This window comes from Halioglobus sp. D3-4, from assembly GCF_055809315.1.
Map to the genome: position 1 here is coordinate 3,171,827 of NZ_CM147907.1, position 22,185 is coordinate 3,194,011.

Annotated in this window: 16 protein-coding genes; 3 read left to right on the forward strand and 13 right to left on the reverse strand. The window is 57.1% G+C overall.

What is annotated here, in order from left to right; all coding sequences use genetic code 11:
* Window positions 1-174: 174 nt before the first annotated feature.
* Entirely contained in the window at window positions 175-1,023 is an 849-nt protein-coding gene (gene asd / locus AC0L6S_RS13690; RefSeq protein ID WP_473424566.1) for an archaetidylserine decarboxylase, read from the reverse strand.
* A gap of 267 nt (window positions 1,024-1,290) precedes the next feature.
* Here asd and AC0L6S_RS13695 point away from each other — a divergent pair.
* Window positions 1,291-2,405, forward strand: a protein-coding gene (locus tag AC0L6S_RS13695; RefSeq protein WP_473424568.1) for an IS3 family transposase whose coding sequence is annotated in 2 segments (ribosomal slippage) — window positions 1,291-1,543 and window positions 1,543-2,405 — 1,116 coding nt in all. Because the reading frame shifts where the segments join, the coding sequence is not laid out codon by codon here.
* Window positions 2,406-2,476: 71 nt separating this feature from the next.
* On the opposite strand, the gene AC0L6S_RS13700 is transcribed toward AC0L6S_RS13695, so the two are convergent.
* The 3 genes from AC0L6S_RS13700 to AC0L6S_RS13710 all read right to left on the reverse strand — a co-directional run bounded on the left by AC0L6S_RS13700 (window position 2,477) and on the right by AC0L6S_RS13710 (window position 5,176).
* A complete protein-coding gene (locus AC0L6S_RS13700) occupies window positions 2,477-2,662 on the reverse strand; it encodes a hypothetical protein (RefSeq protein WP_473424569.1) in 186 nt (61 codons plus the stop codon).
* 102 nt (window positions 2,663-2,764) lie between these two features.
* Window positions 2,765-3,769: an AraC family transcriptional regulator gene (locus AC0L6S_RS13705; protein ID WP_473424570.1), complete on the reverse strand. Its 1,005-nt coding sequence runs from the start codon at window positions 3,767-3,769 to the stop codon at window positions 2,765-2,767.
* A 399-nt stretch (window positions 3,770-4,168) separates the two neighbouring features.
* Window positions 4,169-5,176, reverse strand: a complete 1,008-nt coding sequence (locus AC0L6S_RS13710; RefSeq protein ID WP_473424571.1) for a DUF2860 family protein — start codon at window positions 5,174-5,176, stop codon at window positions 4,169-4,171.
* Between the two features lie 258 nt (window positions 5,177-5,434).
* Here AC0L6S_RS13710 and AC0L6S_RS13715 point away from each other — a divergent pair, with 258 nt between their 5' ends.
* Both AC0L6S_RS13715 and AC0L6S_RS13720 read left to right on the forward strand, forming a co-directional pair.
* A complete protein-coding gene (locus tag AC0L6S_RS13715; RefSeq protein WP_473424572.1) occupies window positions 5,435-6,814 on the forward strand; it encodes a DUF2868 domain-containing protein in 1,380 nt (459 codons plus the stop codon).
* Window positions 6,807-8,183, forward strand: a complete 1,377-nt coding sequence (locus AC0L6S_RS13720) for a DUF3482 domain-containing protein (RefSeq protein ID WP_473424573.1) — start codon at window positions 6,807-6,809, stop codon at window positions 8,181-8,183. The genes AC0L6S_RS13715 and AC0L6S_RS13720 overlap by 8 nt, the downstream gene beginning before the upstream one ends.
* 16 nt (window positions 8,184-8,199) lie before the next feature.
* Here AC0L6S_RS13720 and AC0L6S_RS13725 read toward each other — a convergent pair whose 3' ends face one another.
* The 9 genes from AC0L6S_RS13725 to AC0L6S_RS13765 form a co-directional block, all read right to left on the reverse strand.
* Window positions 8,200-10,956: a hypothetical protein gene (locus tag AC0L6S_RS13725; RefSeq protein WP_473424575.1), complete on the reverse strand. Its 2,757-nt coding sequence runs from the start codon at window positions 10,954-10,956 to the stop codon at window positions 8,200-8,202.
* 238 nt (window positions 10,957-11,194) lie between these two features.
* The gene (locus AC0L6S_RS13730; protein ID WP_473424576.1) at window positions 11,195-11,704 is read right to left on the reverse strand and encodes a PEP-CTERM sorting domain-containing protein; all 510 of its coding nucleotides are present in this window, start codon (window positions 11,702-11,704) and stop codon (window positions 11,195-11,197) included.
* 194 nt (window positions 11,705-11,898) lie between these two features.
* Entirely contained in the window at window positions 11,899-12,795 is an 897-nt protein-coding gene (locus tag AC0L6S_RS13735) for a PEP-CTERM sorting domain-containing protein (protein ID WP_473424577.1), read from the reverse strand.
* 208 nt (window positions 12,796-13,003) lie between these two features.
* Complete coding sequence (locus AC0L6S_RS13740) at window positions 13,004-14,563, reverse strand: FGGY-family carbohydrate kinase (RefSeq protein WP_473424578.1); 1,560 nt, start codon at window positions 14,561-14,563, stop codon at window positions 13,004-13,006.
* Between the two features lie 20 nt (window positions 14,564-14,583).
* A complete protein-coding gene (locus AC0L6S_RS13745; protein WP_473424579.1) occupies window positions 14,584-16,185 on the reverse strand; it encodes a glycerol-3-phosphate dehydrogenase/oxidase in 1,602 nt (533 codons plus the stop codon).
* Between the two features lie 28 nt (window positions 16,186-16,213).
* Complete coding sequence (locus tag AC0L6S_RS13750) at window positions 16,214-17,812, reverse strand: FAD-binding oxidoreductase (protein WP_473424580.1); 1,599 nt, start codon at window positions 17,810-17,812, stop codon at window positions 16,214-16,216.
* 186 nt (window positions 17,813-17,998) lie between these two features.
* Window positions 17,999-19,429, reverse strand: coding sequence for a PepSY-associated TM helix domain-containing protein (locus AC0L6S_RS13755; protein WP_473424581.1), 1,431 nt, complete (start codon window positions 19,427-19,429; stop codon window positions 17,999-18,001).
* A complete protein-coding gene (locus AC0L6S_RS13760) occupies window positions 19,426-19,971 on the reverse strand; it encodes a hypothetical protein (protein WP_473424582.1) in 546 nt (181 codons plus the stop codon). The genes AC0L6S_RS13755 and AC0L6S_RS13760 overlap by 4 nt, the downstream gene beginning before the upstream one ends.
* Before the next feature lie 16 nt (window positions 19,972-19,987).
* Window positions 19,988-22,111, reverse strand: a complete 2,124-nt coding sequence (locus AC0L6S_RS13765) for a TonB-dependent siderophore receptor (RefSeq protein WP_473424583.1) — start codon at window positions 22,109-22,111, stop codon at window positions 19,988-19,990.
* Window positions 22,112-22,185 lie beyond the last annotated feature (74 nt).

Genomic DNA, 22,185 nt, shown 5'->3' on the forward strand with positions numbered 1-22,185 from the left:
GCCGGGTGTGGGTACTGGACTGGATCGTGGCGGGCTGGCCGGGTGCGGGTACCGATTATGCTTCTCAGTCGCTCCCGGGGCGCCGGACCAACGGAATTCGCTTGGTGAGAAGCATAATCGGTACTCACACCCTGATACCGTGCTATTCAGGTAATTTATGGCGCGCCTAGTCGGCTACTGGTAAGAACCCAAGGCCTCACCCATTCGGGTGGAAGCGCCGGCCAGGTAGCGCTCATCGAAGTTCATCACGCCTTCGGGGAATAACAGGATCACGGTGGAGCCCAGCATGAAGCGCCCCATTTCATCGCCCTTGGCCAACTCTACCGGTTCCGGCAGATTCATATAATCGAGTGACAGCGGTGTCTTTGGCGGCGGCGCCACCTGGCCTGACCAGACGGTTTCGATACCCGCCACCACCATCGCACCAACCAGTATCATCGCCATTGGGCCGGATGCTGTCTCGAAATAGCACACCAACCTCTCATTGCGAGAAAACAGGCGATCGACATTCTCTGCCGTCGTGCCATTCACGGAAAACAGCTGGCCGGGAATATAGCAGGTGCCTGTCAAGCGACCCGCCACTGGCATGTGAACCCGGTGATAATCCTTGGGAGAGAGGTAAATGGTGGCAAACTGCCCACCCTGAAACTGTGCCGCTCTCTGGGCATCCCCCCCCAACAAGTCCTCCGCAGAGAAAAATCGCCCCTTGGCCTGAAACAACAGCCCGTTGGCAATATCGCCCAGCTGACTAATCGCACCATCGGCGGGACACAGGATATCGGCGTCAGCTAGCGGCCGGGCATCCTCGCGCAGTGGGCGGGTAAAAAAGTCGTTGAAGCAGGGGTAGCGGGTATGGTCGGGCTCAGCGGCCTCTGCCATATCCACACCATACTGTCGGATAAATTGTTGGATAAACCAATTCTTCAACCACTCGGGATGGCGCAAGCGGGCCAGAAATCCGGTGCAGCGCGATAGCAGGTGTTGCGGTACGATGTTTTGAAACAGTATGAAAATCTTATCCATGGGGCCTGGTGTCTCGTCTCGTTATCATCAGGTTTAACAATTGCCACTTCTTGGGGCGTGCTACTTTGGGCCGCTGAATCATACCATCAAACGGGGTTGCACCCCCCAGGTCAGACAGCAAGGAAATCGCCGAGAACTTGATCGTGCCGAGGTTGTGGAACCTTGAACGGGGTCGTGCCGCACTGGCTGGGTGCAGGCGTAAGCTTCCCCAACACGAAGACAGGACAAAAGTAGAGCTTTCTGGCATTTTATAGCTAGGAGGTTCACATGAAGAAATCAAGGTTTACCGAGAGTCAGATCGTCCAGATCCTGAAGGAAGCTGATGCCGGAATGCTGGTAAAAGATGTCTGCCGTAAGCATGGCATATCGTCACCAACCTACTACTCGTGGAAATCAAAGTACGGCGGCATGGAGGCCTCCGAACTCAAACGGGTTAAGGAGGTCGAGGCAGAAAATGCCAAGCTAAAGCGAATGTACGCAGACCTGGCCCTGGAAAACGCTGCGATGAAGGAGTTGATCACAAAAAAGCTGTAACACCGGCGGACAAGCGCGCGGCAGCTGACTATCTGGTCGATGAACAGAAGCTGTCAATTGCTCGATCTTGCCGGTGTGTAGGTCTTTCCAGATCAGCCTACTACAAGGTGCCTGAACACTGGACGGTGCGGGATGCGGAGGTCATCGCAGCATTGGCCAGGCTGGTGGAGGGGCGTCCGAGTCGCGGCTTCTGGAAGTGCCACAAGCAGCTGCGGCGACAGGGCCACCCCTGGAATCACAAGCGTACGTACCGGGTATACAAACTGATGCATCTGAACTTACAACGACGTGCCAAGAAGCGCTTACCCAAACGACAGCGGGTAGAGCTATATGTGCCAGAGCTGCCCGATACGGTTTGGTCAGCAGATTTTATGTCAGACTCACTGCATTCGGGTAAGCGATACCGCACGTTCAACGTGACCGACGATTTCAACCGTGAAGCGCTTCATATTGAGATTGATACCTCTATCACGTCCGCGCGCCTTGTCCGCGTGTTTGAGCAGCTTCAACGAGAGCATGGCTTACCCCAGGTTCTGAGGACGGATAACGGTCCTGAGTTCCTAGGGGAAGTCTTCACCGCATGGGCCAAGGAAGCAGGGATGGCGATTCAGTATATACAGCCAGGAAAGCCGAACCAGAACGCTTACATTGAGCGATTCAATCGGACCTATCGTGAGGAGGTGCTGGACCAGTATCTGTTCACATCGCTTGATCATGTCCGAGAGGCGACGTACTGGTGGATGATCGAATACAACGAGGAGCGGCCTCACGATGCCTTGGGCGATATGACACCGCTTGAAGCAAGACAACAATCCGCTGGAAACTCTATTTGTGAACTGTCTACTTGACGGGGAAGCTTACGCAGGTACATACGCCCGTGCCCGCTACGAAACCAGGCATATAACCAGCAACAACCAGACTAAAGATAATCAGCCTCTTGCCGCAAACGCAAAGCCCTCGCGTAACGCCGCTCCGCCTGCTCCACAACTTCCAGTAGTCGAGGCTCGGATACGTCACTACGCATGTCGGCCCACCAAACCGCAAACTCGCGCCAGAAGGATAGCTCCTCCCACGCTGCTTCAAGTTCCGGTTCTGCTAAATCCATTTGTATACACCCACTGTTTGGCAAAGGATGTATTTTATCGATTCGGACACATACCGACGTGACATCTCGCGCCAAATACTTGGCACGAAATGCCAGAGTATCTCAAGCGTACAGTCTGGATCGGTATTCTGCCGGTGGATTTCCCGTCCAGCGCTTGAATGCTCGAGAAAATGATGATGCATCGGAGAAACCGAGCATATAACTGATCTCGGCAAGTGGCATGCTCTTGTCGGCGATGTACTTGACTGCGAGATCGCGGCGCACTTCCAGCAATAGTGCGCGGTAGTTGGTCTCTGCTTCTGCCAACTTGCGCTGCAGTGTGCGCGGGCTGACGAACAAACGTTTGGCAATACTTTCTTCGCTGGGCGCACCCGAGGGTAAATCATCGACTATCGCCCTCTTCACCTGACTGATAATGTCTGGCCTGGAAAGTTCCCTCACCATCTCATCCAGCACTTGATCACTGCTGATGGCCAATTCCCGATTGGGCGCGGAAAACGGGCGCCGGGCATCTGCCAGGTTGAACGACAGCCTCGACATGGGTTGGCCAAATTTCAACGGACAGCGAAATACTCCGAAATAGTTGCCGGTTGTCTCTGGTTCCGGGTAGGTGAATGCGACTTCGGCGGGATCAAGGCTTTCATCCAAACCCAGTCTACAGAGCTCGACCATAAGCGATGCTCTGCTGTCTTCCATAACCCGGGTCGCCTCGCCCTGAATGCCGGGCACGGCGCTGAGGAAGTGCAATTGTCCGCCGCTTTCAGAAACGGAAATTTCGAGGCCGGAATTTACTATCGACACATAGCGCACCAAGCGTTGAAACGCTTCGACCAGTGTTGCACTGGAAAGGAAGGTGATACCCAATGCGTTGAGATCCAGCGGCGAGTAATGGTTGCTCACCTCCAGTCCGATACAGGCGTTTTTGGTGACTGTCGCCGCTTTCAAATAGGCGTTGGCAAGGCTCTTCACCGGGTAGCGTGTCCGGGGCTCTTTGATGAGCGAGGGATCGAGATCGCATTGTGTGAAAAACGTATCGGCATCAATGCTCTTGGCCTGCAGGTAGCGCCAAAGCGATCTGCCTGCTGACGCCAATATAGTGGCCTCCATACCAATTCTCCCTGAAATTTTCAGGTGAAAGTGTAGAAACGCTGTCGCACAGGGTCAAGTGATTGGCGCACCCTGCTATCGATTGCGGCTTGGGGGAACGACACAATGCCGCCTCGTCAAAACAAACGTGGCTGTTATGAAGCGAAGTGGAAAAGAGGCGCTCTTACTGGTGCTGGTTACGATATTGTGGGTAGCCATGGTTTTCCTCTATTGGCCCGTCGCACTTGTTTTTCTTGTCCCTGTAGCAATACATCTCTTCGGAAGAAGCTCCGAGGAGAAATATGCATCAAAGTTTGAGAAAGCCGAAGACGAGCAGGACAAAATTGAGAAAGATATGTAGAGGCACAAAAAAGCCCCGCCAGCCAAGCTGTCGGGGCTCACTGTTTGAAGCTCGTTAGACTAGAAACGACGACCGATATGCGCCGAAAACATAGCTACAGAGCTCTTGTTGAAGTCGATATCGGCCCTGTTGTCGGCCCACTGCACACCCACAGTAGTGAACCAGTTCTCCCAGCCGAAGGGGTCCGGGACACGGATTTCACTGGCCAGCATGTAAATATCCGCGTCATTCTTCTCGTTGAAGATCGGGTTGGTCTCGTCACCGTTCAGGCTCTGGTAGGCAGCCCTGTTCATCCACACGTATTTACCTGCGTCATAGGTAAGGCTGATACCCAACTCATAACCATCCTGCGCCATCGCGTTGCCATCCAGGTCGCGGTCGATATACGCGGCACTGGGGCGGACCATCAGGTTTTCCTCGGAAAAGTTCATCGCGTATCCCAGTTCGACACGGGTTAAATCACCCTCGCGATCCAGCAACTTCTGCTCGTTCTGGGTAAGGCCAAGCCCCTGGCCACTGCGCTCGTCATCGATATCCACTTTCCTGAAATTACCGATAAACTCCAGACCGGTGCCGAACATCTTGTCCCAGGTGATGCGACCACCGCTAGTTGTGCGCTCTGTAGAGCTGCGATTTGAGCCCAACTGGTAGGGGTTCTCCCAGACTTCCAGCTTGGCAGCACCCGGGGCGAGACCGGCCAGCTCGACGTTACCGATCGAGTCGAAATCATGGCGCACAGCCAATACCGTGTTGGAGGAGAAATCGAGCGAGTCTTCCACTGCTGTGCCCAGATAAATACGCGTCTTACCACCGGCGAAGGTATATCCGAGATTGTAGCCAAAGCTCGGAATGATGATGTCCGTCTGATCCGGTGAATCGTATTGGTAGATGTCGTCGTTACTCAGGTCAATGCTCAGGATTTCAGCCAGAAAGTTTGACTCAACCTGACCTCCTGCGGCACCTGCTGCGATAAAGCCAGAAAAACCGGCTTCCGGTGGCATTGCATCCATTGCCGATGCAGACATCGCCAGCGTAGAAACTGCCAGGGAAAGTGCTAACTTTTTCATTTTGTGATTCTCCATAACACGTTGTCAGATGGGAGGGATTCACTGATTATAGGGTTGCTTATACTGTGTTAACAGGGAAATCACTTGGTAATATTCCCCCCCCATTCAAGTACTGATTCTGTGCTTACGATTGCCGGCGAACGATAAAGTGCAGTCTGCTTGTGGTAGTCAGGGCCAACCCGCCAGCACAGCAGCGTCCGGGGTGCAGGCTGTCTCCGCAGCGGTTATGCTTCGGGTTTTGATGAAACAGGACACCGCGTGACAGAACCGACACCCCTGCAGCGTCTCTGGCTCACCGAGGCCGTGCGCCTACGCGAAGAACAGGCGGGCCCACTGGATGATGTAGAAGCCAACCGTCTCGCACGCAAGGCTGGAGGAGACCTCCCCACCCGCCTCCAGTGCCGCGCCGTCTGGCTGGCACAGCGCGATGGTTTGCTGGATGCCATGGAGCACTGGCTGCAGGGTGCTCGGCTGGCTCTTTATACCCTCATCGCCCTGGCTGTTGTCAGCGGTGCCGGCCTGGCATTTACCGCACTGGGCAATGGCCAGGCCCCGGTCAACGTATTTTGGGCACTGGGGAGTCTGCTCGGCCTGAATATTCTGTTGTTGCTTGGCTGGATTCTGGGGCTGGTTTTCGCTGGCGAACACAAAGCCAACCTCGGTCGACTCTGGATGTGGCTCAGTGAGAAACTCGCGCGCGATGCCAAGGCGGCACAACTGGCACCGGCGCTGTTACTGCTGCTTCAGCGGCGCCACTTGAATCGCTGGGCTATCGGTATTGTGACCCACAGTGTCTGGCTGCTGGCACTGCTGAGCGCGCTTGCGTTCATGCTTCTGCTGATGGCGACACGGCGCTATGGTTTCGTATGGGAGACCACCATTTTACACAGCGACACCTTTGTAACCTTCACTCAGGCTCTGGGCGCGCTACCCGCGTGGCTGGGTCTGAATGTGCCCACACCCGAAATGATTCGCGCCAGCGGCGACGCGGCACTCAATATTGAGAACGCCCGCCAGGCCTGGGCGGCCTGGCTGGTAGGTGTACTGTTGATGTATGGCATTGCACCGCGCCTGATGCTGGCGATCTTCTGCCTATGGCGCTGGCGCGTAGGCCGCCGGTTGCTGGAACTGGACCTGGGTTTACCGGGCTATGCCCAGTTGCGCGAACCATTGATGCCCAGCAGCGAACGACTGGGTGTCAATGATGCCGCACCAGATCAATTGCCCGACACACAGCTCGGCGCCACGGACCAGACAGGCACCGGAGCAATGCTGGTCGCCATCGAACTGGATGACGAGCAGCCCTGGCCCCCGGCACTGCCAACGGGGGTAACCAATGCCGGCATCCTCGACAGCCGTGAATCGCGACAAAACCTGTTGGAGCACATGTCGCGCCAGCCCCCGGAGCGACTGGTAATTGCCTGCGACCCTCGGCGCTCGCCGGACCGCGGCAGTCTGGGACTGATCGCCGAGCTGGCGCGAAATGCTGCGGCAACCCGTATCTGGCTGTTGCCGGCGCCACCCAACCAGACGCTGGACCATGAGCGTCTCGGGGACTGGCACACAGCGTTGCAGCACCTTGGCATCCCGATCGCGGACTACGCACCGCTCAACTGGCTGGAGAGCGGCAGTGAGTAGGCCATTGAAGTTGGCCGTGGTTGGCCATACCAACGTAGGCAAAACCTCGCTACTACGCACGCTGACCCGCGATGTGGGTTTCGGCGAGGTCTCTCACCGCCCCAGCACCACCCGGCATGTGGAAGGGGCGCGGTTGTCGGTAGACGGTGAAGCACTGCTGGAGTTATACGACACACCGGGGTTGGAAGATGCCATCGCCCTGCTCGACTACCTGGAACGGCTGGAGCGCCCCGGCGAGCGTCTCGACGGTCCCGCGCGTATCGCCAGTTTCCTGCAGGGCAGCGAGGCTCGCCAGCGGTTTGAGCAGGAAGCTAAAGTCTTGCGCCAGTTGTTGGCCTCGGACGCGGGGCTGTATGTGATTGACGCACGCGAACCGGTACTGGCGAAGTACCGCGATGAACTGTCTATCCTCGCCAGCTGCGGTAAACCGCTGCTGCCGATCTTCAACTTTGTCAGCAGCTCGGAGCAGCGCGAACCGCAATGGCGAGAGGCGCTGGCCCGCCTCGGACTGCATGCAATGGTGCGCTTCGACAGTGTAGCGCCACCACAGGACGGTGAACAACGGCTCTATGACAGCCTCGCACTGCTGCTTGAAGATTCCCGCGAGCAGCTGGCGCGGCTGGTGCGCAGCCACGAGATGCAACGCCAGCAGCGTCATACCAGCGCCACCCGTCTAATCGCTGAACTGCTGATCGACTGCGCCGCCTACCGTCACAGCGTGAAGAACGACAAGGAGTCGGAAGCGCACGCAGTGAAGGAACTGCGCAACACCATTCGCCAGCGCGAGCAACAGTGCGTTGAAGCCCTGCTTAAGCTCTATGCGTTTCGACCGGGTGACGCCGCCGCCTCCGAATTACCCCTGCTGGGCGGCCGCTGGGGCGATGACCTGTTCAACCCCGAGACCCTGAAACAGCTGGGCGTGAAGGTCGGCGGCGGCATTGCCGCCGGCGCAGCGGCCGGCGCTGGCGTAGACATTCTGGTCGGCGGCCTGACCCTCGGCACTGCCGCGCTGGCCGGCGCTATCGCCGGCGGCGCACTGCAGACCGCGCGCGGCTATGGCAACCGGTTGCTCGGCAAGCTCAAGGGCCGCCGCGAACTGACTGTGGATGAGAGTGTGCTGCGCCTGCTGGCCCTGCGCCAGCGACAACTGGTGCGGGCGCTCGACGCCCGCGGACACGCGGCCATGGACAGCATCAAGGTCTCGATGCCCACGGCGGACAAGTTGTGGCGCGAGGAAAAACTGCCCGATGCGTTACAGAAATCCCGCGCTCACCCGCAGTGGTCTTCGCTCAACAGTGCAGCAAGACTGACTCTGCCACAGCGGCAGGAACAGGTCGATGCGTTGGCGCAATTGCTGGCGCAGCAATAGCAGCCAGTCATCGGCCTCAGGGCAGCCCGTCAAAATTGGGGCGCTGAAAGACATACAAGCCGTTGGAGCCTGCAACATATATGAAGCTCTCGTCTGCAGCAATCGCACTCGGAGTATCACCCACCCTGATGGAATGCAGAAGATTTGGTTGCACCGGGTCAGTGTTGTCGATCACATCGATAAGCCCGGTAGAATCCATGACAAAAATCAGATTATCGCTGAGCGCAGCGCTCAACGATTTTCCGGAGGTGGCTGCCCTACTGACAAATGTCGGTGAAAGTGGATTACTGATATCGATTATTTCCAACCCGCCTAGAATTTCCACGTAATCAGGCGGCAGAAAGCTGCCTTGCAATCCATGAACGATCAAATCTGTCTGGTTAATATAGGCGAACCCACCCGCTATCGCGACATTCTCCGGGTTCCAGGGGTCGCGCCGCGGGCCTAACGTGGAGGTATAGGTGCTCACCACCACCGGTTGCCCGGGATTGGAAACATCAATAATGTCCAGACCTGAGCGATTGTCGAGCGCCAGTAAGTGATCACCCGCAATGCCGACCCCGATATACCGGGTTCTTTCGTCTGGCAGTGGGAAATTCGCGAGAGCCACCGGGTTGGCCGGGTCACTGATATCGGCAATCGACAAGCCCCGCCGGAAGGCCGCAATGAAAGCAATATTGTCCTGTATCACCGCCCCTGTTGCTGTAGTGAACGAACCTTCCATCGCAATGTTGCCGACCTGTGTAATAGACGAGGGATCGGAAATGTCTACGACGCGGGTACCCGGGGGACCCTTTGGTACCGACAACAAATCCGTGTTGCCATTCAGCAGCAAAGCCGTGTCACCATCCAGCGCGAGGTCATCTGTATTCTTTTCGTCTTCTCCCTGTGACAGGCTGATCACTTCAGGGCTAGTCGGGTCTGCAATATCTATCGCATACACACCGACGTCGGGGACCGCCAGAAAAGCGATACCATTACTGATGCGCAATCCGGAGACTATCCCTGCAGTGGGTTCGAAAGCCAGCAGGCCCGGGTCGATCGATGGTGTTGGCAGCGTGAGTGAGCGCAGGCCATCGGGCCCTCCCAGCAGGAAGGCATTGCCATTGGCGAGCGCGAAATCGGGCCGGGTAGAACCTGAAGTGCCAAATTCACTGCCGCGGATCGTACCAATACGCTCCGGTGCATCCGGGTCACCCAGTCCAAATCGAACCAGGTGATAGATCGGCGAAGTGGTAAGTGGGCTGGGTTCATCAATTTGTAAGCCGAATAACGATGACCCTGAAACCTGCAATGCACTGAGCTGAGCGTTAAAGGTCAGCCCCTGCCCTATGACTTTGATATCGGTTGGCACACTAACGTCCACAGTGAGTAACTCAGCCCGGTACGGTGACTCGGCGAAATCAATGAGGCTGAGATAGGCCCGGTCACCGCTCACTGCAACCGATATGGCGTTACCCGGGATATCGAAACGTCCAACCACCTGTGGGGAGTCGTCATCTACACCGTCAAGAACGACCAGCTCATCACCCGAGACACTTACATACAACAAGCCGCCCTGCCCGAAGGTAAAGTCGCGGATAACACCATCAAATACAGTGCTACTCAGTAACTCCGGGGCGAGCCGATTCTCAATGTCATAAATCTCGAGTTGCCCTTGGTCATCATCCCGAACGGCAAATGTGCTCACGTATAGCCTGTCACCTATGACGCGAGCTTCGCGCACCGCTGGCAAACCCTCATTGGGCACCAGTGCCACAGCAACGCTGCTGGTATCTTCAAGCGTCAGTATGCCTATCGAATCTCCAGCGAGATCAAAATAGTAAACGTAACCATCTGTGGTCGCGGCACAGTCACCTAACCTGATGCCGGAAAACGCAAATACCTGGAAGTCGGAATAATACGCAATGCGAGAGAGACTCCAGGGCTGGCTTAGATCGACAACCTCCAACGCCTCTTCCCCACAAATGTAAGCACGATCACCCGCGACAGATAACACCGAACTGAACACCTCTGTCTCAATTTCAGTGCTGCCTTGACCAGGCGGATGAAGTGCCAGGTATTCTCTGGATGTCCCAGCATGAACACTTTCCGTGAGGCCCTTTACCTCGTCAGCAGACATTCTAAGGCCCGAATCACTCCGTCTCGGCGACCATGCCAGTGCGTCCTGATAGTCGACGGCACCATCGCCATTGATATCGTCCCGCAGGAGTTCGTTTGCCAGAGGGGTCAGTTGCGCCAGCACCGCCTCCTGTTCCATACCCAATGCCAGCATATACCGCACACGAGCGTATATCGCATGCGTCAGGATATTGATCTTCCAGTCCTGCCCACGAATCTGCTCAGCAGTCAGCAACGCGAACAGCTCGCCATTCATCACCGTCGGAGTTGCGTCCACAACCCCGTCATCGTTGGCGTCAATATCGCTACCGCCGCTGACAGCAACAATATAGGGCCCATCACCAACAAGGCACTCATCATCAAACTCGATCAAGCCTGCGGCTTCCAGAGAATCACTGTCTGTCGTAATGGTGGTACATACCGGAACGGCGAGTGAACTCAGCGAGAAGAGATCGACGGATGCACCCACCAAAGGACCCAACAGTGCCTGACCAGAAGAACGGGTTTGTATATCGCCAGGGCTGTTATCGCTATTTCCGCCGTCACTACCGTCACTACAAGCAAAAAGCACTGAACACAGAAACAGCACGCCGAGCATTACAACTATTGGCTTGCACAAGAATTTGTTTTTGATTACAGGTAGGTGATTCACGCGTACTCCTCCAAAAAGCAGTTCATCACCAGCAAAACCTTCCGTTGGCTTTTCACTGCGCACAGCGCTAATGCAGGCAGAGCGTGCCGCACTTGGAACGAGCATATAACCACTTGGTAAATCGACCTACAACCTTTTTGTTTCTTTGACCTACTGTCCCATTGAGGTCGGCTAGAGTACTGATGCGTGATGCCAGGAGACCATACCCGACAGGTATGTGGTTGGTTGGGGGATACGTTCAGGACCAGCGCATTGCGCGGGGAGCGCGGCGGCGCCGCAGCGACATTACACCTGCAAGCCCAATGCTCATAAGCAACATAGTGGCCGGCAGCGGTACCGCAGCGGGCGTGTAAGTGTACGCAATGGATGACCTTAAAATAAGATCGTATTGCGGCTCTGAGGTGGACAGACAGTCAAAACACCAGGCATCACCGTGTGTGTAAAATGTGGGGGCATGGATAAAAACATCGAGCTCGGTCGTGTAATAGTCAGTTACCGAAGCGAACCAGTCAACGCTCGTCGGGTTACTGGGATTGCCCATAATCAACGTCGAGTGGCCGGTAGTCTGGATCATACCGCCTTGCGAGAAGGGCGCTACACGCGCCCATGCTGCTCCGTACAATTCACAGCCGGCGACTTCACCGCAGTGGAAGCTATCGTATACCGGAGCCATCCGCGTAATGCCTTCAAACCGCACGCTTGTGAGCGTTCCCAGGGCTGCATCAAAGGGATCAAAACTATGCGTCAAATATGTAGGACCCTGCAACCGGAGCGAATCGGTATACTCTTGAACAATCACTGCAGCCTTTGCCTGGATTGAAAGCAACAGCATCAGTAGAAACATTATACGTAGATGGCATTTCATCGGGAGAAAACTCCTTTTTCTGATGCTTTGAGTCCGGGAGAATGCGTGGCATCTCCCTCTAGCGGATAAACCACTTGCTAGCGCGTAATGACCCTGCGCCGCGACCAGGCAAGACCAAACAAACCGGCGCCTATCAGCACCAAGGGCGCGGGTACAGGGGTTTCACAGGGAGGCTGCCCAGGATTACCACAGGTGCCGAAAGTACTACTGCCCAATGTAGAGGATACCGAGGCGTTGTCAAACGCATCATTGGTGGTGCCGTGGTAAGCCACTGGCGTGAGTGTCTGGCCATTGGCCTGTAATCCTGCCGGCGCATAGCCTGGTGAGGAGTTATCCCAGATGCACCGTTTACCGGGGTCGGTGGGGCAGTCAAATGTTCCAGCAACCGTGTACAGCGGAGAGTTGGTGTCCACTACTGAGTAGGTTGACGACACATCGCCGACGAACGGATTGATACCAATACCTGCGTTTATCTGATTGATGCCCGACTGAAAGGGGCTGTGATCTGTGCCTAGTAAAAGTCCGCCAGTGCGGCCGTTGTCCATCAGCTCCAACGCATAATTCTGAATCCATTCAGGTTCCGCATGCCAGGGAAGGCCGGTCGCTGATGAAATAATTCTGCCGTCCACTATCAGGTTTTGCTGGGCCATTCCCAGCCCGTTGTACCAGCTGCTGATGTTTTGGTAGTTAGCCACTTGCGCGGCGTTGTTGTCCGCCCCGACATAGAGGTCATAAACCCACACCTGATCGAAGTTACCATAGTCATTGTATACCGCGGTATGCAGATCGCGAATTGTGACGTTGTAACCAGCCAGGGCATTCACATACCCGGCAATCTCGTTGCCGTCAATATGGTACGCCGCATGACTATTGGAAACATGGGCAAACAGTATTTCTACGGCCTGGGTCGATAAAGAGGTCAGAGAACAGATAATTGCGAGGCAGAGCTTTCGAAATCCGAATTGATATTTCATAACGTATTCCTCATTCACAAGCGAAGTGGCGCAGCACAGGTCCGGTGAATTACAGAGATAAAGAGGCAGGTTTTATGCCACAGATCACAAAATAACCGCTTATCAATGTGTTAGTCGTTTTGCGATTTCGGAAGAAATGACCATGTGTAAAAAATGCTGACAGAGGATGGCGCGAGAGCACTGAATCAACGGCACAACGCGTGGGAAACTAGAAGGGATAAGCTGTTATTTTTCGTATCGATCCATACAGAGGACTCAGCCGGTCATACATTTTTAGATAGACCTCTTTGTACAGCCTGTCATAAATCTCGACATTTTCAGCTATCGGCGTGAAAACCTCTCCCGGATGCGTCATATGCGCCAATGCCTCGGCATAATCAGCGTACAGCCCGACACCGACGGCCGCATTGATCGCCGCACCCAGCCCGGAGGTCTCATAGGTATGCGGTCGCTCCACCGCGAGTCCAAACACATCGGCCGTGATCTGCATCGCCTCATCGCTCTGCGAGCCACCACCGGATACCCGCAGCGTTGTAATGCGATGCCCGCTGCGTTTTTCCAGCCGCTCCTTGCCCTCGCGCAGGGCATAGGTCAGCCCCTCGATAATGGCGCGGTAGATGTGGGCGCGGGTATGAACATCGCCAAACCCGATGATGGCCCCCTTGGCTTCAGGGCCGGGGATGCGTACACCCGGAGACCAATAGGGTTGCACAGTAAGGCCCATCGCGCCGGCGGGCACCTCCTTAAGCAGGTCGTCAAACAGCGTCTCGGTCTCTACGCCCAACTCAGCGGCCAGGCGCGTCTCGCGCAAGCCGAATTCGCGCTTGAACCAGTTCACCATCCAGTAGCCGCGCTGCACAATCGTTTCGGAATTGTAGGCGCCGGGCATGGCCGCCGGATACGCCGGCACGTGCCGGATGGTTTCTATGTAGCGTGTGTTGGTGCTGTTGTAGGTCGCCGTGGTGCCATAACTCAGGCTACCCGTATCAGGCGTAAGACAGCCCGACGCCAGGACCTCACAGGCTTTATCGGCACCGGCAGAAATCAGCGACAGGCCCTCCGGAATCCCCGTCTGCTGCGAGGCCTCAGCGGTAATCGTACCGAGCGGCGAACCCGGGGGTACCAGTTCGGGCAGTTGGCGGCGTTTGATGGGCAGCGCACGCCACTTCCAGTCCAGCGGGCCAGCCCATTTGTGCCGCTTGAAATCGAACGGAATATACCCGACCTGGCTCGCCACCGAATCCACAAAGCGCCCCGTCAGCCGGTAGGTCAGATAGCCTGAGAGCAGCAGCAGTTTCTCGGTACGCGCCCATATTTCAGGTTGCTGATTCTTGATCCAGTGCGCTTCGGCCTGACTGCGAAAGAAGCGAACGGTTTCACTTTCACCGGCCAGCGCCAGCAGCGCCCCCCAGAGCCCCATACCCGGCAGATTCTCTTCAAGGCGCTGATCCAGCCAGACGATGGCCGGGCGCAGCGGCTTGCCCTCGCTATCGAGATTGACCACCGTCGCACGCTGCGTTGTCAACGCCACCGATTTGATCGCGCTGCGGGGGAAGTCCAACTGTGGCCAGAGCTGATTGCAGGCCTCGCACAATTTTTCCCAGAAATAGTCTACGTGCTGCTCGGCCCAGCCGGGATGCTCGGAAAAATACGGCTCGATATCCACCTTGCTTTTGGCGACCAGTTGTCCGTCAAGGTCGAACACCAGCGCACGGACACTTTGCGTGCCGTTATCGATGGCCAGTACATAGGCTTTATTATTTTCCATGACCTGTCCCGTGAAAGCCATTACACCGTTGGCAGGTAATAGTGTTTGCGCCAGATCTCACGATAGCGCGCCTCCTCAACCTGCCAGCGGCTCTCGTCCCACTTCAATTCGCTTTCGCAGATCGCTTTCAATGCGGGGAACAGTGATTCAGCCCCATTTTTCAACAGCGAACCGAGGCGCGTGCGCCGCAACAGCAAATCATCCAGATGCAGCACCGATTCATGACGCGCCGCCCAGCGACACTCAGCCAGACAGAACTGCGTATCCTCGATAAGTTCCCGCTCCGGCGCACTGGCCTGACTGAGCAACAACTGCGCGTTATTGCCATAGCGACCGATCAGGCGCTTGGCCCACTGCGCCTTGCTGGTATCGAGTTGCTCTGCGCTGATCTCAGGCAGTTGGAAAATGGCGTCACTGGCTTCCCTGACAGGTATGTTACCCAAAACCGGCGCTGCCGCCGCCAGCGCATCGAGGGCGATCAGGCGAAAGGTGGTGAGTTTGCCGCCGCTGACAGTCACCATACCACCGTCGACCCACACTGCATGATCGCGCCGCTCCTTGGAAGGGTCGGTGGACTTGTCCGAACCGATCACCGGGCGCACGCCCGACCAGGTAGAAATGATGTCAGCTTCAGTGATGCCGCGATCGGGGTACATCAACTGGATAACCTGCAACAGGTAATCCAACTCCTGCGCATTGATGCTCGCCTCCTGATCGACATCATCGCGGTGATCGAGATCGGTGGTCCCGACGACGGTCGCGCCCTCCCACGGAAAGATAAATACCGGGCGCTTATCGATGGGGTGAAGCAGCGACAGGGAGTCGGGTACAGGCAATCTTTGCCGTGGCAATACCAGATGGCTGCCGCGCAGGGGACGGATGCGTTTTTCCGGATTGACCTCATTGCGCAGGCGATCGGCCCAGGCACCGGTGGCATTGATCACCGCCTTGCAGCGCACCTCGACCTGCGCCCCGCTATCGATATTCTGCAACACCACACCTGCGACCTGCCCCTGCTGCTTGATCAGCGATGTCGCACAGGTGTAATTCATCGCGGCACCGCCCGCTGCAGTGGCCTCCTGCAGTACGCGCAGCACCAGCCGGGCATCATCGGTGACGGTATCGGTATAGTACATCGCACCGGTCAGGCCATCGGTACTGACGCCGCTGTAATGCTCGCCAAAACTCGCTGTACTGAGATAGCGATGATCCTTGATGCCCGCCAGTTTGTCGTATAGCCACAGCACCATAGCAAAAGGAATGCGCCCGGGGAAAACGCCTTTACGCAGCGTAAAGTGATAGCCCATCCGCTCCACCAGCCCCGGCGCTTCGCGCAGCAGTCGCTCGCGCTCGCGCAGGGAATCCCTGGTCAGTTTGATGTCGCCGTGGGAGATATAGCGCAGCCCACCATGAACCATTTTGGAGGAGCGGCTTGAGGTACCCCAGGCGTAATCGCGCTGCTCTACCAGCAGGGCTTTCAGCCCTCGGCGTGCAGCTTCGCGCAGAATGCCTGCACCGATAATACCGCCGCCGACAACGACCAGATCCCAATCCTGTGTGCCTTCCTCCAGCGACTGCCAAAGGCCATCGCGATCGGTAAAGCCGGTATGTTGCGCATTCATAGTTGAGCCTTGCGTTGACGTCGCGTAATCAGGGCAGCAGCTTGCCCGGGTTCATCTGCTGCTGCGGGTCGAACCCGGTGACCAGACCCCGAATCGCTTCGATGCCCAACTCGCCTTTCTCCGCCTGCAAATACTTCGCGTGATCCTTGCCCACACCGTGCTGGTGGCTGATGGTTCCGCCGAATCGGACAATGGCTTGCGCACCGGCCGCCTTGAGCTTCTCCCAGCGCGCCAGCGTTTCTGCATAACTATTGCCACAGCGGAAAATGTAGGTGGTATAGACACTGGAGCCCTGCCCGTACATATGCGAAAGGTGCGTAAACGCGTGCACCTTCTCCCCTTCATCCTCCAGCGCATTGGCGATATCACTCTGGATGCCGGCAGCGGCATCGGCGACACGCACCCAATCAATCGCCGTTTCCATCGTATCCACCGCATAGCCGGCATCCCACAGGCCGTGGCGCAGATACGGCGAACGAAAACGGCTGTGTTCCCATTTTTTCCCCAGCGCCGGGCCCGCGCCCACGCCGCCGTGGCGCTTGGCAATCTGCCGGGTCAGGCGAAGCGCCGCAGCACACTGCGCCTTCGAACCCGTCACGCCGAAGGTAAACATCACCTTGTCGTCGCCGATGCCACGCTTCTTCAGATACCATTCCAGCATCGCAATAACGCGCGCACTGCCAGCCAGCTTAAGCTGCGTAAAGGTTTCCATCTGGTTGCTCAGGCGCATCATGGATAACTGCATCTTGTTCTGCACGATTTCCCGCACAGCACCGAGTGCGATTTCCCACGAGGGGAAAAACAGCACGTGGAACGCCTCGTGTTCGGGCAGGGGCGTCACCCGCGCTTTCACTTCGGTAATGATGCCGAGGCGTCCCTCGGTACCGAGGAAAAATTCCCGCAGGTCCGGCCCGGCTGAGGTGGCGGGAAATGTGGGGATATCCAGCGTGCCTTTGAGCGTCTCTATACGTCCACCGGCAAACATCTGCTCGATGCGGCCGTAGCGCATGGATTGCTGCCCGCTGGAACGACTGGCCACCCAGCCACCGATGGTCGACAGCTCCCAGGATTGTGGATAGTGCCCGAGGGTATAGCCCTGCTCGGCCAATTGCGACTCGACTTTCGGCCCGATAGTGCCCGCGCCGAATGTCGCGAGCTGGCTTTGCCTGTCCAGCGCCAGCAATTTGTTCATCCGCGTCATATCGATGGTCAGCACCGGTCGATCGGATTTCTCCGGATTGATATGCCCGACCACGGATGTACCTCCGCCGTAGGGAATCACATCAATCTGGTGTGCCTGTGCATGTTGCAGCAGCGTGCGAACCGCCTCGCCACTCTCTGGAAATGCGACCGCATCCGGGCATACCCCCGGCTCACCACTGCGCAGAGCCAACCAATCGGGCAGGCTCTGGCCGCGCGCGTGTCGCAGGCGCTCCTCGGCATCAATACTATAGAGACTGTTTGGCGGCAGGCGAGATTCCGGCACCTTCGCCAGCGCCTGTTCGAGACTCGCATCCGGCAGCCGCGTGGCCTTGCCAATCAACCCCTCCAGAAAACCCAGCGCGGAACTGCTCAGTTCGTAGTCGAGATCGTTGCTGTCGTCACCCCAGCCGTTCCAGCGCTTCATAGTCCGCACCCTTTTCCGGTATCACTCATAGCTACCCGCTTCTTCATTGATGGCGAAAAGATTCGGCATTATAGAAGGCAGGGGCAAATGAAACCATGGGTAAACGACTGCGAGTCGGCTGTCAGAGTTCCTGCATCAGCTGTCCCAACGGCCAGTACAAGCGAGGAAGCGAGTCAATAATGGCGATCAAGAAACAGCGGACGCTCCGCGCCGGTACGCCAATACACCAAAAACGCCGGCCAAAACCAACAGACCCGCGTTGATGGTGAGATTACCCGGCAGGCCGAAATAATCAGCATGCACGATATAGTAATCAAGTAATAGCAGTAACAGTGCCGCTGCGCAGCCATACTGCAATATCCTGGCGCTCCTGTTTTCGTCTGCGACGCGCAGACACAGCACCATCGCCAACAGCCATACCAGCACAAACCCGCCAAGCGGGTTCATGCCAATAATCAGCCCCTGCAGCGCCGCTGCCACCAATGCCAGAGGCAAACCCCATACAGTGCCACACCACAGCGCGTTGACCCAGTCGCGCCCGCCGCGTCGCGCCAACCAGATATTGACCCCGGACACAGACACCACGGTCAGCGCCAGCCCCAACAGCAGGTAAAGCACTTTTACCGCACCGCCCCCGAACTGGCCAAAATGTACGCGATAGATAGAGTAGATCGCCTGGCGACCCGCGATACCATCGGAAAACCCCTGATGTCCCAGATAGCTGCCGTCAGCGCCGTACTGATAGATCTCTGAGTAGATCAGGCGCCCGGGCACGCGCGCGGCTACCTCCAGCAACTGCCCCCGCGTTCCCGGTTGCTGGATCATCAGGAATATCGGCTCCGCGTCCGGCTCCGTTTGTCGCAAATGGGCCAACGCCGTACCGATTTGCAGTCGCTGGACAGCTTCATCTACTACCAGATCAGCACCGTAGACATCCGCCACCAAAGCGTCCTGATCACCCCCGTAATACGCCGTGGCCGCCACCAGCGCGAGTGGCCCCAGAAGCCCGAACAATGCACCGGTGAGCGCGATCATCAGGTGAAAAGGCAGCCCCCACACCGAGAGGCGGTTGTGCAGGTCGGCCATTTCCAGCCGTCTGGAACCACCGCTGCGCAGCCGGAATGCATCCTTAAAAATGCGCGGATGGGCCAGCAGCCCGGAAATAATCAGCGCGAGTAGCATCACACCGAGGGCGCTGACAATGACTATGCCAACGGAGGTCGGCAAATGGAGACTGATGTGGAGATCCTTCAGCATCTCCGTCCAGGGTGCCGCAACTGCCGGCCCCAACGAGCCGTCCGGCTCCACAAACCACTCGTGATTCTCATCGGCCACATGGATGCGCGGCAACTCTGCAGTGGGCAGTACGATAAAAACGGTTTCCCCGACAGACTCCACACGCTCAAGGAACCCTGCCAGGGCACGCTGGAGAACCTGTTCGTCATACTGCATGAATTCCGCTGGCGCCGGTTGCTCCCAGCGCTCGAATTCAAACGCCAGCACCGCCACTGTCCCGGTCAGGCAGACCAGATACATCAAGGCACCCACCATCAGGCCGACAACAGAGTGCGCACTCAGGTTGCGCTTTACGAGGTCTGGAGAGGGAGACAATTTCATGGCATCAGGCCCAACCCAGCAACAACACATATCAGCAGTAACAACCCGGCAGTCCGGCCCAGCCGGTCGCCAGCACACACCCACACGACCGCTGCGCCCCATACCAGCGGAAACAGGAAGGCCGTCAGCACCATGCTGTTACCGCGGCTTGCCGCCTCCGATGCCAGTCCCACCAGCAGTGCACACGCGAACAGGCTGGCAATGCCGGCCAGTGGTCCGGCCACCAGGAATGTACCGAGTTTATGCATCGCGGTGGTAGCCGGCAGCGTCGCAGTATCCACTGCCCCATTGCCCGCCTTCGCCGGCTGGCGCTCGACATTGAAGGCAATCAACAGCCAGGCGGCAATAGACAGCGCCAGCAGTGCATAACTGACTGCGAACTCCACGCCAGCGCTCACTGACCAGACCACCGGGGAGAGCACTAGCAGCAGCCACCCTGTGCAGACCAGCGCGGTGCGCTGCCTGCGCCAGCTCAGGCGCAGCAAGACCACACCCGCCACACACAGCAGCAGGGCCAACACGCCATACAGATAGCTGGACATAGCCGCGGTTACCAGTCTAGAAAACGTAGCGGACTGTGCCGATCACAGTGCGGCGTTCACCGGGAAAGCAGTCGCCGCGCGCGAGACAGGTTGCCAGAAAATCCTTGTCGGACACATTATTGACGTTCAGCGCGAAATCCCACTCGCCAATCTCATAACCGACCATTGCATCGTAAAGCGTATAGGACGGCGTCTTGATTTCGTCCAGACCGCCGTAACTGTCACCCATGTAGCGCACACCGATACCGGCCTTAAAGCCGAACCACTCGTTGCTGGGGCGATAGCTTAACCACGAGGAGGCCTGCGTATCCGGCACGCTGGCAAGGCGGTATCCGTCGGGATTTTCGGTATCGAGATAGCTGGCATTGACCTGCCAGAAAAAGTCACCCAGCGACGCCTGGCTTTCAAATTCGACACCGCGGACCTTGGCCTTGCCCGACTGCTGCTCGAAGCTGCCCGGCAGAGCCGCCGGGTCAGGCAAGTTCGTCTGGTGAATATCGAAGACTGCCAGCGTCATCAGTGCCGGAAACGAGGCCGGTTCGTACTTGATGCCGGCTTCAATCTGCCGCCCCTCCTGAGGGTCCAGCGCATCGCCATTGCCATTGTCACCGATCACAGGCTCGAAGGTATCGGCGTAACTGATATAGGGAGCGAAGCCGTTGTCAAACTGATAGAGCAAACCCGCGCTGGCACTGAATGCAGAATCGCTTTGGGTCTCGAATCCGTTATCGGTCTGGGTCTCGTCGAAACGCAGACCCACGGTGAGAATCCAGTCCCCCAGGGTAAGCTGGTCACTGGCGTATACACCCACATCCTGCGAGCTGACATCGGGTTCCTTGACGTACAGGCTGTCCAGGTAATCCTGTGGTGGAATCCCGTTGGAGACCGGGTTGAATACATTGATCCAATACGTGTCGCCAAAGGTGCTGTCGGGCTGCTTGGTAAATAGGTCGTAGCCCAGCGCGTAGGCATAGTAACCCTGGTCACCGATAGTGACGTCCTGGTACTGCGCCCCGAGCATGACTTCATGATCGATGCCCGCCGTCGTAAAATCGGCGCGGAATCGGGCGTCGACGGCGTACTGCTCGGACGTCGAGTCGCCGCGATACCAACTGCGCGGCACCGTGCCATTCTTATACAGTGTGCCATCCGGGTTATACACATAGCGCTCGTCGGAGATGAACGCTGTCCAGGCCTGCTGATAGTCCGCCTGGGCATCGGTGTAGCGGGCGTTGACCTCCATACTCCAGATATCATTGAACTGGTGATTCAACAATACCGTGGCGGAATAGCTGTGGGCATCATACTTATCGAAGTTCGGGTCACCCATATAGGCATCGAAATCGATGTACTCGCCATTGGGCGCGGGGTACAAAGTGCCGTAGAGCGGCAGAAACTGCGCTGCCGCGTCTGCTTCGACATCGTTATAACTCAACAGCAGTGTGATATCGGTGTCTTCCCGCGGTCGCCAGGTGATCGAGGGCGCCAATACCCGGCGGTTGTCCTCGACATGATCAATCTGGGTGTCGCTGTCGCGATAGACGCCGATCAGGCGGTACAACCACTCGCCCTGGTCATCCAGCCGACCGGTGAAATCCATAGCGATCTCAGCGAAGTCGTAATTGCCATAGCCTGCGACTATTTCCCTGCGGGTTTCCTCCTGTGGCCGCTTGCTGACAACATTGATCAGACCGCCGGGCGAGCCCTTGCCATAGAGTGCACCCGCTGGCCCCTTGAGGACCTCGACCTGCTCAATGGTATAGATGTTGGGCCGCGGGTTATTGTAGTTGCCGAACAGGGATTGCAGGCTGTCCTGATAGACCGGCGCAGTCAGCCCGCGCACCAGTGGAAAGTCACCGCGGGTGGCAAGGCCGTAGGGCATACCGTTCACACCGGCGGTATACGTGAGCGCCTCGTCGAGATTCATTGCACCGCGATCGATAATCAGCTGTTCTGGCACGATCGCAACCGAACGCGCTGTTTCCATCAAAGGGGTGTCAGATTTGGTCGCTGAGTTGCGGGAGAGCTGCCCGATGACAATCAACTCCTCCAGCTGCGAAGCGGGTGGAGGCTCGACCTGCGCAGCCTGCACACCGGTGGCGGCAAGCAATGACAGTGCCGCGCAGAATTTAGTTTGCATTTGAAGTCCTGCTGGGAATGGTGGCATCTAATTAAAGTTAATAGTAATGATAACGGTTTTTATTTGCAAGCAAA

Bases quoted from the DNA above. Each gene is read 5' to 3' on its own strand.
- asd (WP_473424566.1), bottom strand. From the start codon at position 1,023: ATGGATAAGATTTTCATACTGTTTCAAAACATCGTACCGCAACACCTG.
- AC0L6S_RS13700 (WP_473424569.1), bottom strand. From the start codon at position 2,662: ATGGATTTAGCAGAACCGGAACTTGAAGCAGCGTGGGAGGAGCTATCC.
- AC0L6S_RS13705 (WP_473424570.1), bottom strand. From the start codon at position 3,769: ATGGAGGCCACTATATTGGCGTCAGCAGGCAGATCGCTTTGGCGCTAC.
- AC0L6S_RS13710 (WP_473424571.1), bottom strand. From the start codon at position 5,176: ATGAAAAAGTTAGCACTTTCCCTGGCAGTTTCTACGCTGGCGATGTCT.
- AC0L6S_RS13735 (WP_473424577.1), bottom strand. From the start codon at position 12,795: ATGAAATATCAATTCGGATTTCGAAAGCTCTGCCTCGCAATTATCTGT.
- AC0L6S_RS13740 (WP_473424578.1), bottom strand. From the start codon at position 14,563: ATGGAAAATAATAAAGCCTATGTACTGGCCATCGATAACGGCACGCAA.
- AC0L6S_RS13745 (WP_473424579.1), bottom strand. From the start codon at position 16,185: ATGAATGCGCAACATACCGGCTTTACCGATCGCGATGGCCTTTGGCAG.
- AC0L6S_RS13750 (WP_473424580.1), bottom strand. From the start codon at position 17,812: ATGAAGCGCTGGAACGGCTGGGGTGACGACAGCAACGATCTCGACTAC.
- AC0L6S_RS13755 (WP_473424581.1), bottom strand. From the start codon at position 19,429: ATGAAATTGTCTCCCTCTCCAGACCTCGTAAAGCGCAACCTGAGTGCG.
- AC0L6S_RS13760 (WP_473424582.1), bottom strand. From the start codon at position 19,971: ATGTCCAGCTATCTGTATGGCGTGTTGGCCCTGCTGCTGTGTGTGGCG.
- AC0L6S_RS13765 (WP_473424583.1), bottom strand. From the start codon at position 22,111: ATGCAAACTAAATTCTGCGCGGCACTGTCATTGCTTGCCGCCACCGGT.